Source organism: Flavobacterium sp. Leaf82 (genome assembly GCF_001422725.1).
In the GTDB taxonomy this organism is placed as follows: Bacteria; Bacteroidota; Bacteroidia; order Flavobacteriales; family Flavobacteriaceae; genus Flavobacterium.
Genome location: NZ_LMMA01000001.1, coordinates 353,440 through 368,686, shown reverse-complemented (window position 1 = coordinate 368,686; position 15,247 = coordinate 353,440). Strand labels below are relative to the sequence as shown.

General features: G+C 33.2%; 14 protein-coding genes. 8 read left to right on the top strand and 6 right to left on the bottom strand.

What is annotated here, in order from left to right:
- Positions 1-359: 359 nt before the first annotated feature.
- From ASF10_RS01535 to ASF10_RS01520, 4 genes are all read left to right on the top strand, one after another.
- A complete protein-coding gene (locus ASF10_RS01535) occupies positions 360-1,490 on the top strand; it encodes an Mrp/NBP35 family ATP-binding protein (RefSeq protein ID WP_056244461.1) in 1,131 nt (376 codons plus the stop codon).
- A 106-nt stretch (positions 1,491-1,596) separates the two neighbouring features.
- Positions 1,597-1,836, top strand: a complete 240-nt coding sequence (locus ASF10_RS01530; protein ID WP_055097397.1) for a NifU family protein — start codon at positions 1,597-1,599, stop codon at positions 1,834-1,836.
- Positions 1,837-2,050: 214 nt separating this feature from the next.
- Positions 2,051-2,533, top strand: coding sequence for a hypothetical protein (locus ASF10_RS01525; RefSeq protein ID WP_056244457.1), 483 nt, complete (start codon positions 2,051-2,053; stop codon positions 2,531-2,533).
- Positions 2,534-2,593: 60 nt separating this feature from the next.
- On the top strand, positions 2,594-2,911 hold the full coding sequence (locus ASF10_RS01520) for a 2Fe-2S iron-sulfur cluster-binding protein (RefSeq protein WP_026982672.1): 318 nt from the start codon (positions 2,594-2,596) through the stop codon (positions 2,909-2,911).
- 52 nt (positions 2,912-2,963) lie between these two features.
- Here ASF10_RS01520 and ASF10_RS01515 read toward each other — a convergent pair whose 3' ends face one another.
- The 5 genes from ASF10_RS01515 to ASF10_RS01495 form a co-directional block, all read right to left on the bottom strand.
- Entirely contained in the window at positions 2,964-3,512 is a 549-nt protein-coding gene (locus tag ASF10_RS01515) for a CbrC family protein (protein WP_056244454.1), read from the bottom strand.
- Between the two features lie 24 nt (positions 3,513-3,536).
- Positions 3,537-4,046: an SMI1/KNR4 family protein gene (locus ASF10_RS01510; protein WP_056244450.1), complete on the bottom strand. Its 510-nt coding sequence runs from the start codon at positions 4,044-4,046 to the stop codon at positions 3,537-3,539.
- Positions 4,047-4,163: 117 nt separating this feature from the next.
- Positions 4,164-5,153, bottom strand: a complete 990-nt coding sequence (locus tag ASF10_RS01505; protein ID WP_056244446.1) for an aspartate-semialdehyde dehydrogenase — start codon at positions 5,151-5,153, stop codon at positions 4,164-4,166.
- A gap of 172 nt (positions 5,154-5,325) precedes the next feature.
- Complete coding sequence (gene mscL, locus ASF10_RS01500; RefSeq protein WP_056244442.1) at positions 5,326-5,709, bottom strand: large conductance mechanosensitive channel protein MscL; 384 nt, start codon at positions 5,707-5,709, stop codon at positions 5,326-5,328.
- A gap of 69 nt (positions 5,710-5,778) precedes the next feature.
- Positions 5,779-8,250 carry a bifunctional UDP-N-acetylmuramoyl-tripeptide:D-alanyl-D-alanine ligase/alanine racemase gene (locus tag ASF10_RS01495; RefSeq protein WP_056244438.1) on the bottom strand — a complete coding sequence of 824 codons (2,472 nt, stop codon included), beginning with the start codon at positions 8,248-8,250 and terminating at the stop codon, positions 5,779-5,781.
- A gap of 196 nt (positions 8,251-8,446) precedes the next feature.
- On the opposite strand from ASF10_RS01495, the gene ASF10_RS01490 reads away from it, so the two are divergent.
- Positions 8,447-9,052: a hypothetical protein gene (locus tag ASF10_RS01490; RefSeq protein ID WP_056245543.1), complete on the top strand. Its 606-nt coding sequence runs from the start codon at positions 8,447-8,449 to the stop codon at positions 9,050-9,052.
- Here ASF10_RS01490 and ASF10_RS01485 read toward each other — a convergent pair.
- Positions 9,047-9,781: a porin family protein gene (locus ASF10_RS01485; protein ID WP_317039031.1), complete on the bottom strand. Its 735-nt coding sequence runs from the start codon at positions 9,779-9,781 to the stop codon at positions 9,047-9,049. The genes ASF10_RS01490 and ASF10_RS01485 overlap by 6 nt on opposite strands.
- Positions 9,782-9,972: 191 nt before the next feature.
- On the opposite strand from ASF10_RS01485, the gene ASF10_RS01480 reads away from it, so the two are divergent.
- The 3 genes from ASF10_RS01480 to ASF10_RS01470 all read left to right on the top strand — a co-directional run bounded on the left by ASF10_RS01480 (position 9,973) and on the right by ASF10_RS01470 (position 14,940).
- A complete protein-coding gene (locus tag ASF10_RS01480; RefSeq protein WP_056244434.1) occupies positions 9,973-10,326 on the top strand; it encodes a hypothetical protein in 354 nt (117 codons plus the stop codon).
- Between the two features lie 159 nt (positions 10,327-10,485).
- Positions 10,486-12,693, top strand: coding sequence for a TonB-dependent receptor (locus tag ASF10_RS01475; RefSeq protein WP_056244431.1), 2,208 nt, complete (start codon positions 10,486-10,488; stop codon positions 12,691-12,693).
- Positions 12,694-12,831: 138 nt separating this feature from the next.
- On the top strand, positions 12,832-14,940 hold the full coding sequence (locus ASF10_RS01470; protein ID WP_056244426.1) for a prolyl oligopeptidase family serine peptidase: 2,109 nt from the start codon (positions 12,832-12,834) through the stop codon (positions 14,938-14,940).
- The last annotated feature ends 307 nt before the right edge of the window (positions 14,941-15,247 follow it).

Below are 15,247 nucleotides of genomic sequence, written 5' to 3'. Positions count from 1 at the left end.
TAAAAATAAGCTTTCACATACTTTTCAAAAATAGCAGAATCATGAATTTGGGGTACTCAAATATAGCCAAGATTATTGACATTTTAATTATTTGGGATTGAAAAATTCAGGTTAAAATTCTGATATTTCTGCAGACAAAATGTTTTAAGCAGATAATTGCCAATAAAAAATTCAAACTTATTTTAGATTCTGGAAGCAAAGACAAACAACCACAATCGTTTTGACTAATCTCTATATCAATAAATACGATTTAAAAGGGTTTGAATCCGAACATAATCTGTTATCTTTGTAGTCTGAAATCAGTTTAAATAAACACAATGCTTAAATCGATTTCTTTCAATAGAAAACAGTAGATTAAAATGAAATTAGACAGAAAAGAAATTCTTAAAGCTCTAGAGACAATCACTATAGCGGGAGAAGGAAAAAATATGGTTGAGAGTGGTGCTGTTGCCAATGTAATTACTTTTGGTGATGAAGTGGTAGTCGATTTACTTTTGCATACTCCAGCAATGCACATTAAAAAAAGAGCCGAAGATGATATCAAAAAAACAATTCATGAATTGGTATCTCCTGAAGCAAAAGTTAAGGTAAACATTAAAGTTGAAGCAAAGGAAAACCCGAACGAAATAAAAGGAAAGGCTATTCCGGGAATCAAAAATATTATTGCCGTTGCCTCTGGTAAAGGTGGAGTTGGAAAATCAACTGTTACTGCAAATCTTGCCGTAACTCTTGCTAAAATGGGTTTTAATGTTGGGGTTCTTGATGCCGATATTTACGGACCTTCGATGCCAATTATGTTTGATGTTGAAAACGAAAAACCAATTTCGATTACTGTTGACGGAAAATCAAAAATGAAACCGGTTGAAAGCTATGATATCAAAATACTTTCTATTGGGTTCTTTACAGCTCCAAGTCAAGCCGTGATCTGGAGAGGTCCAATGGCTGCAAAAGCATTGAATCAAATGATTTTTGATGCAGATTGGGGAGAATTAGATTTTATGTTAATCGATTTACCTCCGGGAACTGGAGATATCCATCTTTCGATCATGCAATCTTTACCAATTACGGGTGCTGTTGTGGTAAGTACGCCTCAGGCTGTGGCTCTTGCCGATGCTAAAAAAGGGGTTGCTATGTTTATGCAGGATAATATCAATGTTCCTGTTTTGGGAATTATTGAGAATATGGCATACTTTACACCTGAAGAATTACCTGAAAATAAATACTATATCTTTGGACAAGAAGGTGCAAAAAACCTTGCTGAAGATTTAGATGTTCCATTTTTAGGAGAAGTTCCAATTGTACAATCTATTCGTGAAGCCGGAGATTTTGGTCGTCCTGCTGCTATGCAAACTGCATCTGTAATAGAAACTATTTTTGAGGAAATAACCAGAAATGTTGTTCAGGAAACAGTGAACAGAAACGATACTTTGCCTGCAACAGAAGCTATTAAAATAACAACTATGGCAGGTTGTTCAGCAGTAAAGAAATAAATTAGATAATGAGATAATGAGGCAATTAGATAATGCTTTTGGGAGAATTAAAATTTTCTTTAAGCATTCTCCAATTCTCTAATTCTCTAATTGACACATTAATATTATGACAACAGAAGAATTAACAAACAACGTATTATTGGCTCTTGACGAAATCAGACCTTTTTTAAATTCTGACGGAGGAGACATTACACTAATTTCTATAGACGACGACAAACATGTTAAAGTTCGTCTTGAAGGAGCTTGTATTAGCTGTAGCGTAAATCAAATGACCCTAAAAGCAGGTGTTGAAACAACAATAAAAAAATACGCTCCACAAATTGAAACTGTGGTAAATATAATGTAACAAAAAGGAGAGAAAATCTCCTTTTTGCATTTTGCCAATTAACAAGAATAATAGTTCTTTGGGCAGTTTATTTTTTGAATGTTTAAAAAACCCATTAAAAATATGCTGGTTTTTGCGGATTTAATAAAAAACAACGTAAAGTTTTAAGAGTTTCAGGCAAGGTATTGTTACATATTTAACTTAAATTTGTCACAAAACTCCTAAATATCAAATTATGAAGAATTATTACGCTCTGTTTTTATTATTATTTTTTGTTTCCGCAAATTATGCGCAACAAACTACCCAAACTCTAATTGTTGATAAGGCATGGCTAAATGAAGCCGAAGAGTGGTCAGATTTTCAATATGCAGGTCAGATTGTATTTTCGACTAATGCAAATGAGAAAGAAGGAAGTCTAAGAATTGGTAATTATGATTTCTTATACGATTTTTGCGACGGAAAAGCTAAATTTGCAAACAAAGCAACTTATAGTGCTGCACAATTCTCAAATCCAAGAAAGGTCTCTGTAACAACAGACAAACAAGGAGTAACGAATTCGACTTACGAAGGCACTTTAATCTTTCAATCAGACAAAGATTATTATTCAGTAATTGCTTTGGTTACAATACTGGAGAAAAACGGAAATACTCTTGGTGTAAAAATGCGCCTTAAAGAAGGTAACAAAAAAGAATACGCATTTAGTATTAAAAATAGCTAACATAAGTAAGGATTTTTTCACGTTATAAAATCCTAACCAGTAAAATTCCAAAAATTAAAAATGGATGTATTAATAAAGATTAAAGATCGAGAAGGAGTTATACACGAGTTACAAGCTCCAACTGATATGGCAATGAATATAATGGAGTTATGCAAAGCATATGAACTACCTGTTGAAGGTACTTGTGGCGGAATGGCCATGTGTGCTTCTTGCCAGTGTTATGTTCTTAATGATGTTGCATTACCGGAAATGGGAGATGAAGAAGAAGCCATGCTGTCGGAAGCATTTTATGTTAAATCAAATAGTCGTTTAGGCTGCCAGATTCCAATTACTACTGAGTTAGAAGGTTTAGAATTAGAATTAGCACCTGAATATTAAATAATAAAAAAAGCGAGAACTAAGTTCTCGCTTTTTTTATGACCATTTTTCCCTAATCGCAATCTGCATGTAATCTGTGCTGTCCGCAATGCAAACATTGAAACAAGTAACCAACAAGACTTCCATCGGTCGTCAAATGATTTTGAACAAATTCAGGATCATAACCAATATTAACTTCAATATCCTCTTTAAGCTCCCCTAAGTAGGGTTTAATCATTTCGCTGTCTGCATAACCTATAAAAGCACACGGTTCATTACAATGTGACAACCATGCTTCCTGCTGCCAGCTTATATAACTGGGAGTTCTTTCGCTAACTTCGAGTAAATATTCTTTATCTATATTTAAACTATTCTCAATATCCGGATTAGCAGAAACTCCTTCAATACCAACATAATCATTAAATTCTCCATCATACTTTTTTGATGCACTGCCATCCTGAATACACCACGGGCAAATGTATTCCGGCTCTTCTACACTGTAGAAAGAACTGGTATATTTCATTTGTCTTTTTATATTGCAAACAGAACAGATGCCTTCTTCTTTTGTAAATACGTCAATATTATAAGCATTCGGACTATATTTAAACTTTGGCAATTCCATAATTTATTTTATTAAATGATTTAATTACTCGTTTTTCAAAAATTCGACTGGATCAAAAGGTTCGAATTCTCTTTCAGTAAAAGCTTCTGTAAGGATTCCTGATGAGCATAACCAAGTTATTGTTTCTTCCAGAGTCTTTCCAGCTTTATAAATCATTTCGCTATGTCTGGGTAAAATATAATATTCGCCTTTATAAAGAATGATTTCATCTCCGTCATACGTATCTCCAATTCTAATTGAAGCCAACACCTCCTCTTTCGTTAAAACCTCTTTTCCTTCATCCCAAAACCAATATTCACTTATACGATTTTTCCATTCTGCAATCGTCAAAATGATCGTTTCCGGAAGATAGATTCGAATATAAGTTCCGCCAAGAATTCCGCTTCCGTACTTTAAGACATACTCTTTATAATCTTCATCAAAAGTAATGTTTAAGGTTTTTTCGCAAGCCAGAATATCTTCGTTTTCAGCAAGGAACAAATCTGTTTTATGAGTATTGTAATTTGGAATTATTTTGTAGTTATCGAAGTTCATAAATCTAATTTTAATGCTAAGTTACCAATTAATAAAAATATTTCCACACAAAAAAACCGCAATTACATTACTGTAATTACGGTTCTTTCTCTATAACAATTTTCTTTAATCTCTGGTTTATACCAAACCTGCCTGAATTAAATATTCAGCAATCTGGATTGTGTTTGTTGCAGCACCTTTTCTTAAGTTATCAGCAACGATCCACATGTTTAGTGTATTTGGCTGGCTTTCGTCACGACGGATTCTTCCAACAAAAACATCATTTTTACCTTCTGCATACAATGGCATTGGATATGTAAAAGTATCTAAATTATCCTGTACCACTACTCCATCAGTATGATGTAAAATTTCGCGAACTTCATTTACATCAAAATCATTTGTAAACTCAACATTTACAGCTTCGCTATGTCCACCTACAACAGGCACACGAACTGCAGTTGCCGTAACTCTGATGGTATTATCACCAAGAATTTTTTGAGTCTCACGCACTAATTTCATTTCTTCTTTAGTGTATCCGTTTTCTTCAAAACTATCGCAATGTGGAATCGCGTTTCTGTGAATTGGATATTTATAAGCCATTTCTCCCTGAATTCCTGCGTATTCATTTTCTAATTGTCTTACTGCTTTTACACCCGTTCCGGTGATCGATTGATAAGTAGAAACAATGATTCTTTTGATGTTGTATTTTTTATGCAATGGCGCCAAAGTCAAAACCATTTGAATAGTTGAACAGTTTGGGTTTGCAATAATTTTATCTTCTCTTGTTAAAGTATCCGCATTGATTTCAGGAACAATTAATTTTTTTGTTGGATCCATTCTCCATGCCGAAGAATTATCAATAACAGTTGTTCCTGCCGCTGCAAATTTTGGTGCCCATTCTAACGAAGTATCTCCTCCGGCAGAAAAAACAGCAATATCTGCTTTTAAATCAACAGCCGTTTGCAATCCTACAACTTTATATTTTTGACCTTTATATTCGATTTCTTTTCCTATTGATTTTTCAGAAGCAACAGGAATTAACTCTGTAACAGGAAAATTTCTTTCTGCTAAAACTTTAAGCATTATCTCGCCAACCATACCAGTGGCACCTACAACGGCTATTCTCATTTTTATATTTTTAGTATGAATTATTCTTATTTACTATGCAAAAGTAGCTATAATAAAAAACAAAACAACGCGGTTCACAAAAAATAACAAAATGTTACAAATTAAACAAATATAAAAAAAACCGCCCCAATTAAGGAACGGTTAAATTAGACTTAGTGTAGCGGTATATTTTTTATTGTTTATTTTTTAACAGATCTCTAATTTGTATTAAAAGTTCTTCTTGAGTTGGTCCTGCCGGTGCAGCTGGTGGCGGAACTTCTTTCTTTTTAAGATTGTTGATTCCTTTTATGATTAAAAACAACACAAAAGCAACAATTATAAAGTTAATTACTGCCGAAATAAACAAACCATACTTGACACCTCCAAATGCCGTAAGCTCTTCTATCGTAGATAAATGTGCTGCGTCTAAAGCCGGTTTTAATATTAATGGCGTAATTACATTTTCAATTAATGAGCTCACAATTTTGCCAAAAGCAGCTCCAATTATAACACCGACAGCCAAATCGACTACGTTGCCTTTCATTGCAAATTCCTTAAATTCTGAAAATATCCCCATAATTGTTTATTTTAGTTTTATAAATTAATTGATATCGAAAATACGGAATTTTCCGCAAAGTTTCAAAATCTATCTAAAAAATACCCTTTTTACACGTTGCGAAATACTGGTCATTATCTCATACGGAATCGTTTTTAATGCTGCAGCCATTTCTACAACGGTTGGACTTTCTCCAAAAATTATCACAGAATCTCCTTCTTTACAATCGATATGACTTACATCGACCATTAACATATCCATACAAACGCTTCCTAATACGTATGCTTTTTGATTTTTAATAGTTACAAAACCAACCTGATTGCCCCACAATCTCGAAATTCCGTCAGCATAACCTATTGGTATTGTCGCAATTTTAGTTTCTTTATCAGCCATAAAGCGACGTCCGTAACCTACACTGTCGCCGGCAGGAATGGTACGAACCTGAGAAATAATTGATTTCAGGGTTCCAACATTCTCCAGATATTTTTGTTCTGCAGGATCGTTTGAAACTCCGTACAAACCTATCCCTAAACGTACCATATTGTATTGTGCATCCGGAAAATTGCTAATTCCGGACGTATTTAAAATATGGCGAATTGGATTTATATTTAATTCTGAAATTAATTTTGAAGACAACTTTTCGAACAAATTAATCTGAGAAATTACAAAATCATAATGCTGTAGTTCATCACTTGTTGCCAAATGCGACAGAACACTTTTTATTTTTACTGTCGGATTTCCTTTTAAAGTCTGAATCAATTCGTCGAGCGTATTTTCTTCAAAACCTAAACGGTGCATTCCGGTATCTAATTTTATATGTACAGGAAAATCTTTCAAATTCTTTTCTCTTGCAATCTTCAGGAACGCTTTTAATCCCTTTACACTATAGATTTCCGGCTCCAGATTGTATTGAATAATCGACGGAAAGCTGGTCGATTCCGGATTTAAAACCATAATTGGCAATTTTATTCCGCCGTTTTTAAGCGAGATTCCTTCATCGGCGAAAGCCACACCTAAATAATCTACTTTATGATGTTCGAGTAATTTAGCGATTTCAAGACCTCCGTTTCCATAACCAAATGCTTTTACCATAACCATCAATTTGACATTATGATTTAATTTTGATTTGTAATAATTCAGGTTATGGCTAATCGAATTCAGATTGATTTCAAGAATCGTTTCATGTGTTTTTTCTTCGAGTAAAGAAACGATTTCCTCAAACTGAAATGACCTTGCTCCTTTTATTAAAATAGTTTCATTTTCGAAATTCAAACTTTCGATCTGTGCTATAAATTCGGCTGTATTTTGAAACGTAATACAATTCGAAAATTTATCTGCAAAAGAAGAAATTGTAGTTCCAATTCCAATTACGCGGTTTATTTTATTATCAGAAATTAATTGTGCTACTTTAGAATATAATTCTTCGTTTGAGAATCCGCTTTGAAAAATATCAGATAAAATAATCGTTTTTGAGGCATTTTTCTTTTGCTGGCTTTCCAGAAAATCCAAAGCAATTTTAAGCGACTGAAAATCTGAGCTGTAACTATCGTCAATAATACTGCAATTATTGATTCCGTTTTTCACCTCCAAACGCATTTGTACGGGATACAAGCTTTGAACGCGGTTTTGAATGGTTTCAGAATCGTATTTAAAATAAAGCAAAACCAATAAACACGAAATAGCATTTTCTATCGAAGCTGAATCACTAAACGGAATTTCAAGATTAAAAATCTCCTCTTTATATTGGTATTTAATATTTGTCGAATCGCTTTTATTTTCTTTGTTCAAAATAAAAACATCAGCAGAAATATCTGTAAAACTCCACGAAAAAAGGTTTCTTTCTTTTAATGGATATTCCGCAGAAAATGAATTAAGACATTGCTCGACAAGGGGATTTTTTTGATAAATTATAACCGTTGCTTCTTTAAACAATAATAATTTTTCATTTATTTTTTGCTGCAGGTTTTCAAAACCTTCATCATGTGCAGAACCTATATTTGTTAAAACTCCAATGGAAGGTTTTACAATTTTTTCGAGTTTGATCATTTCGTTAACCGTCGAAATTCCGGCTTCGAAAATCCCTAAATTGTGTTTCTCATTAATCGCAATTACAGATAATGGAACGCCAACTTGAGAGTTATAACTTTTTGGGCTTCGGATAATATTATAATCCGGACCCAACAAAAAGTTAAGCCATTCTTTTACTATCGTTTTACCGTTACTTCCGGTTAATCCGATAATAGGAAAATGGAAAAGATTACGATAATAAGCAGCAAATTCCTGTAATGCTTCGAGTGTATTTTTGACTATCAAGAAATTGGCTTTTCCGGCACAATCTTCAGGAATATAATGCACTACAAAATTTCGAACTCCTTTTTCAATTAGTTCCTGAATATATAAATGAGCATCATTATTAACACCGGACAAGGCAATAAACAAAGTTTCAGGACCGTTTTGTAACGAACGGCTGTCGATCGAAATATGATCGATGAAAATATCAATATCTGAACCTGTCCATTCGGCATTAAGAACCGGGATAAGGCTTTTTAAGTTTATGCTCATTTAGAAATTCTTTTTGTCAAATTTAAAAAAAGGTTTGCCACCAATTTCACAAATTTTCACTAATTCTTTGTGGTCATTTTTTTCGTCACAGATTAATAAAAGTTTGCTGCAAATTAAAATTCGGGCTAATTCGTACAATTCGTGGCAAAAAAATATTATTTGTTTATATTTGTTGAACGCCACTAAATACAACGTTTTGAAAAGAATCCTGCCTTTATTCTCGTATATATTACATCCTATTTTTATATCGATGTATGCCACTTTGTTTTATCTTTTTTGTAAAAATGACATTTTTACAAATGAAGAAAAATATTATGTTTTATTTCAAATTCTCATCATTACGATTCTGGTTCCCGTATTGTTTTTCTTGCTGCTTCGTTCAACAGGACACGTAAATTCTGTAATGGTGCATGAAACTTCTCAACGAAAAATTCCGCTTATTTTACAGTGTTTCTTGTATATTTTATTGGTAAAAAGAAGTATTATTATTACTCGTTATCCAGAGCTTCACTTCTTTTTTCTTGGTGCTTTGTTTAGTACAATATTGGCTTTGGTATGTTCTTTATTCAAGATAAAAGCGAGTTTGCATATGATGGCAATTAGCGGATTTACGATTTTTGCCATAGGACTAAACATACATCTACAGATGCAAAACCCATATTGGGCAGCTTTTTTGATTTTAATGACGGGAGTTGTTGCTACATCACGTTTAGAAATGGAAGCGCATTCGCCAAACGAATTGTTGATTGGGACGTTTATTGGAATATTTCCGCAGCTATTGTTTTTGTATTTGTGGCTATAATATGTAGAATATCAATCCTGCATTCAGCGTTTGTACATTAATACTTTGCCCTGAAGTTGTTTTTAAGTCTTTTTTAAACAAAGTATTTAAACCATAATTAATATAAACATTCCAGGTATTATAACCTGCAGCCAGATAAACTCCGTATTGAAATTTATTTATATCAGGATTGTTTTTTACAGAATATGTCGCTTCACCACTGTCTAATACCGATTTATTTGAGATTACATAACTCAATTTTACTCCGGCATATACTCTCCAGAATTTATAACTTTCATAAGTCGAATTTCTCCAGCGAAACTCAATTGGAAGATCAACTAAATATTGACGGTATTTATTTGACTGAATGTCATTATAGTCGCTTACTTCATAGGCACGCGTTCCATCCGGTACATAAGAAATTGTTAGATTCTGAAAATAATTCTGATAACTTAATCCCAAACCTGCAGCGATTGCAATGGTTCTTGTTTTATTGATTGGCATATCACGCAGAAATCCGGCAGAAAGTCCGGCAGAAAACTTATTCTGTTTAAGGCCTTGCGGAATCTGGGTTAGAAGATTATAGGTAACCGAAAAATAAAACTGATCTTCACGATACAACGAATCGATTTTAACAATAGGTTTTATCTCAGGCTTAACCTCTTGCGAAAAAGAATTAAAAAACGATACTAAAAATAAACAACTTAAAAGTAATCGCATATCGTATTTTGGTTTTAAAGAGTTTTTCAAGTAAACGTTTTTTAGTGTAGATTTATTTTACTTACAAATATAATATAATGCTAGTTCAGGATGCAATTAGTTCTTAATTATTCTCTTTTTGATGAAGAATAAAATCATTCGTTGCACTTTTTTCAACAAATAAGGAACAGAATTAAAAAAATAAATCAATTTTACTTTGATCTTTTATACCTTTGTTCGGAATGAAAAGAAAACAACTCATATTAAGTGTTTCTTTGGCTTTGACAGTATTGTTCTCAATATTGTTTCAGTCCATACACAGTTATGAGCATATTGTAAAACAACTTTCAGAGAAACAATGCCATCATAATTATAATGATCCAAATGGCGAAATAACACATCAGCATCATGATTATGATGTATGTTTTGTTTGTCATTTTGTTTTTGGAAGTTATATTCTACCGGAACAATTTGCTTTTCAATTTCACAATTTCAATACTGAAATACCTTATTTTTTCTCTCTTTCAGAAAAAACATTTTCCCTTTCAGAAAGTCCTTATTTATTACGTGGTCCGCCCACAGCTTTAGTTTCTTAATTTCGATACTATTCGAAATACAATCAAAATCTTTTAATCTGATTCAAAAAAAATAGTCAATTTCCCCATCTTGAAATTCTCAGGATCGGCAGATTTTATTATTCTTTTTAGTTTTTGTTTTAAAAGAAAAAATCAAATTAACTATAGCATCATTTTCAAATGAAAAAAATAATATTAGCCCTTATTTTAGGGTTTTCGAGCATTCTTTCTGCTCAAAATTCGGTTTCAGGAACAGTAACAAATCTTGAAAACCAGCCATTGGCAAATGTATCCGTTTATGCACCTGAATTACATAAAGGAACTACGACAGATGAAAACGGAAAATATGATTTTAAGAATCTTCCAAACGGAAGTTTCCGACTTACTTTTACTTTTGTTGGATTTACTACTCAAAGTAAAACAATCTCTAAACTTTTAAAAGAAAACACAATAGATATAACCCTTACGGAATCTGTTTTTGAAATGGATGAAGTTGTGGTCTCAACACCTTTTAATAAATTACAATCTCAAAACGTAATGAAGGTTGAGCATGAAAGCATGAAAACGTTGCAGCAAAAAGGAACTTCAACTTTAATTGAAGGTTTGGCAACAATTCCGGGAGTTTCGCAAATTTCTACAGGAACTTCTATAGGTAAACCGGTAATTCGCGGATTGAGCGGAAATCGTGTTTTAGTATATTCTCAGGGAGTTCGTATCGAAAATCAACAATTTGGCGATGAGCATGGTTTGGGCTTAAATGATGCCGGAATCGAAAGTGTTGAAGTAATCAAAGGTCCGGCTTCTTTATTATACGGTTCTGATGCTTTGGGCGGGGTTTTATATTTTAATCCTGAAAAATTTGCCGATGCAAACACATTCAAAGCAAATTTTAGTCAAAAATATTTTACCAATACACAAGGAAGTAATTCTTCTATTGGATTAAAAACTTCTACTGATAACTGGAAATTTCTTGCTCGCGGAAGTTTCAACACGCATTCTGATTATAAAATTGCCGATGGAGATCGTGTGACTAATACTCGTTATAACGAAACTGATTTTAAAACCGGAATTGGTTACAGTAACTCCAGTTTTTCTAGTGTTTTAAGATACAATTACAATAAACTGGATCTTGGAATGCCAGAGGACGGAATCGCAGAACAATCATCAAGTAAAAACACAATGTTCCCGAGACAGGGAATCTTTAATCATTTATTGAGTTTAAACAACGTTATCTTTTTTCAAAATTCGAAATTAGATGTTGATTTAGGTTATATCGCCAATGATCGAAGTGAATTTGAAGACAGCAACGAGGCATCTCTTCATATGAAACTGAATACTTTTAACTACAATGCTAAGTATCATTTCCCGAAACTTGGAAAAATTGAAACTATTTTGGGCGTACAAGGAATGCATCAGACTAATAAAAATTCAGGAGAGGAATATTTAATTCCGGATGCTACTACAAATGATATTGGTGTTTTTGGAACTGCAAATTACGAATGGGACAATAGTGTTGTTCAGGCAGGATTGCGTTTTGATAATCGTAATATTACTTCTGATGCACATGGAATTGAAGGCGAAGAAGGTTATTTTCTGCCTTTAGACAGATCTTTTGACAGTTTTAATGCTTCTTTGGGATATAAAACAAAACTGGCTGAACCATTAACTCTTCGATTAAATGTGGCAACGGGATTTAGGGCGCCAAATTTAGCAGAGCTAACTTCTAACGGAGTTCATGAAGGAACTAATCGTTACGAAATTGGAAATGCTAATTTAAAAACAGAACAAAATGTTCAGACTGATTTAAATTTAGAATACAAAAACACCCATTTCGAGTTTTTTATTAATGGTTTTTACAATCACGTAAGCAACTACATTTATACTTCGCCAACTGGTGAAACCCGCGATGACAATGATGTTTTTGCTTATGTTCAGGACAATGCAAAATTATATGGTGGTGAAGTTGGTTTGCACTTTCATCCTCATCCGCTTGATTGGTTGCACTTTGAAACCAGTTTTGAAACGGTAACCGGTAAAAAAGATAATAACGATTATTTGCCTTTGATTCCTGCCAATAACTGGAACAATACTTTAAGAACTGAATTTAAAATCAAAAACTGGTTCGAAGAAGGATATGCTTCATTGAATGTTTCATCTACTTTTAATCAAAATAATGTGAGTGGTTTCGAAACGGCTTCAAACGGATATACTTTGGTAAATCTGGGCTTTGGCGGAACAGTGAAATTAGGCAAACATGCTTTTGACGTAAACCTGAACGGAAACAATTTATTCGATAAAAAATACATCGCTCACCTTTCGAGATTAAAAACAGACGGAATTCCTAATATTGGACGAAATATTGTTTTGGGGGTTAACTTTAATCTGTAACATTTTAAAACCATATACGACTTATAAATAAAATAGTTAAGACTAAATGAACTTATAGGTCTTATATGGTTTAACTTTTTATCGTTATCATTTCAAAACAAAAAGGCTATTTTTGCTATAACCGTTTAAACTTATACAATGAAAAAAACTTTTCTTATAATGGCAATTACAACCGCAGGAATTTCATTTGGGCAAAACAAGATTCAATATCCCGAAACTAAAAAAGGCGAGACAGTTGATGTCTATTTTGATACTAAAGTAAGTGATCCTTATCGCTGGCTTGAAGACGACAAATCTGCTGAAACCGGCGCTTGGGTAAAAGCTCAAAACGAAGTTACTTACGGTTATTTAGATAAAATCCCTTTTCGTGATGAATTAAAAAAACGCATGGAAAAACTTTGGAACTATGAAAAAATCAGTGCTCCATTTGTAGAAGGAAAATTTACTTATTATTCAAAAAACAACGGATTACAGAATCAGTCGGTAATTTATAGAAAAGGACAAGATGGTAAAGAAGAAGTTTTTTTAGATCCAAATACTTTCTCTAAAGACGGAACAACTTCTCTGGGAGGTTTAGATTTTTCTAAAGACGGAAACAAAGCTGCATATGCCATTTCTGAAGGCGGAAGCGACTGGAGAAAAGTGATTATTATTAATGCTTTGTCTAAAAAAGTTCTGGAAGATACCTTGGTTGATGTAAAATTTAGCGGAATCTCATGGCGCGGTAATGAAGGCTTTTATTACTCTAGTTATGACAAACCAAAAGGAAGTGAACTATCTGCAAAAACAGATCAGCATAAATTGTATTTTCATAAATTGGGAACTTCTCAAAAAGAAGATAAAGTTATTTTTGGTGCAGATCAAAAACGCAGATATGTAGGAGGTTATGTTACTGAAGATGACAAATACCTGGTAATATCGGCTGCAAATTCTACTTACGGAAATGAATTATATATTAAAGATTTAACGAAAGCAAATAGTCCGATTGTGACAATTGTAGACAACTTTAACAGCGATAATCAGATTATCGAAAATGAAGGGACAAAATTGTTTATCGAAACTGACCTGAATGCACCAAACAAACGTGTCATAACGGTTGATGTAAGCAATCCAAAACCTGAAAACTGGAAAGATTTTATTAAAGAAACTCAAAATATTTTATCTCCTTCAACTGGTGGAGGATACTTTTTTGCCAATTATACTAAAGATGCCGTTTCATTTGTACAACAATATGATTACAACGGGAAATTAGTTCGTGAAATTAAACTTCCCGCGGTAGGAACTGCTGGTGGATTTGGAGCTAAAAAGAACGAAAAAACGTTATACTACAGCTTTACTAATTATACAACTCCGGGAACAATCTATTCGTTTGAACCAAAATCAGGCAAATCTGATGTTTATCAAAAACCAATTGTTGATTTTAAAAGTGATGATTACGAATCTAAACAAGTATTTTATACTTCAAAAGACGGAACAAAAATTCCAATGATCATTACCTATAAAAAAGGAACAAAATTAGACGGTAAAAATCCAACAATCCTTTACGGTTATGGGGGATTCAATATTAGTTTAACGCCAAGTTTTAGTATTGCAAATGCAGTTTGGTTAGAAAACGGTGGAGTTTATGCTGTTGCCAATTTAAGAGGTGGTGGTGAATATGGTAAAAAATGGCACGACGCGGGAACTAAATTGCAAAAACAAAATGTATTTGACGATTTTATCGCTGCTGGCGAATATCTAATCGCTCAAAAATATACTTCATCAGATTTCTTAGCGATTCGCGGAGGTTCTAACGGAGGTTTATTAGTGGGTGCAACAATGACACAACGTCCGGATTTAATGAAAGTTGCATTGCCGGCAGTTGGTGTAATGGATATGTTGCGTTACCATACTTTTACTGCAGGTGCAGGTTGGGCTTTTGATTACGGAACAGCGCAGGACAACAAAGAAATGTTTGAATACCTAAAAGGATATTCTCCTGTACAAAACGTAAAAAAAGGCGTTCAATATCCTGCAACTATGGTTACAACAGGAGATCATGATGATCGTGTTGTTCCTGCACATAGTTTTAAATTTGCTGCTGAATTACAAGAAAAACAAACAGGAAACAATCCGGTTTTAATTCGTATTGATGTAAAAGCCGGTCACGGAGCAGGGAAATCTGTTGCAGCGACAATTCAGGAAAATGTAGATATTCAGGCGTTCACGCTTTATAATATGGGATTTAAAGCTTTGCCTAAAAAGTAAAATTTTAAGTTTTAATTTTTATTAGCCACGAATTCACGAATTATTTTTGTGAGTTTGTGGCTTTTTTTTTGCTGAAAAATTTTACCGCAAAGTTTTTATAATAACGCAAAGTTCGCAAAGCTTTGTATTGAACCAGCTTTGCGAACTTTGTGTTTTTACAAAGCCAAGCTGATAAAAAAACTTTGCGTGCTTTGCGGTAAAATTCTTCAGCAAAAAAATTAAACCCTCCAAAATCTGCGTGAAAAATAATTCGCGAAAATTAGTGTAATTCGTGGCAAACCTTTTTTAAATTTGAAATAACTAAAAA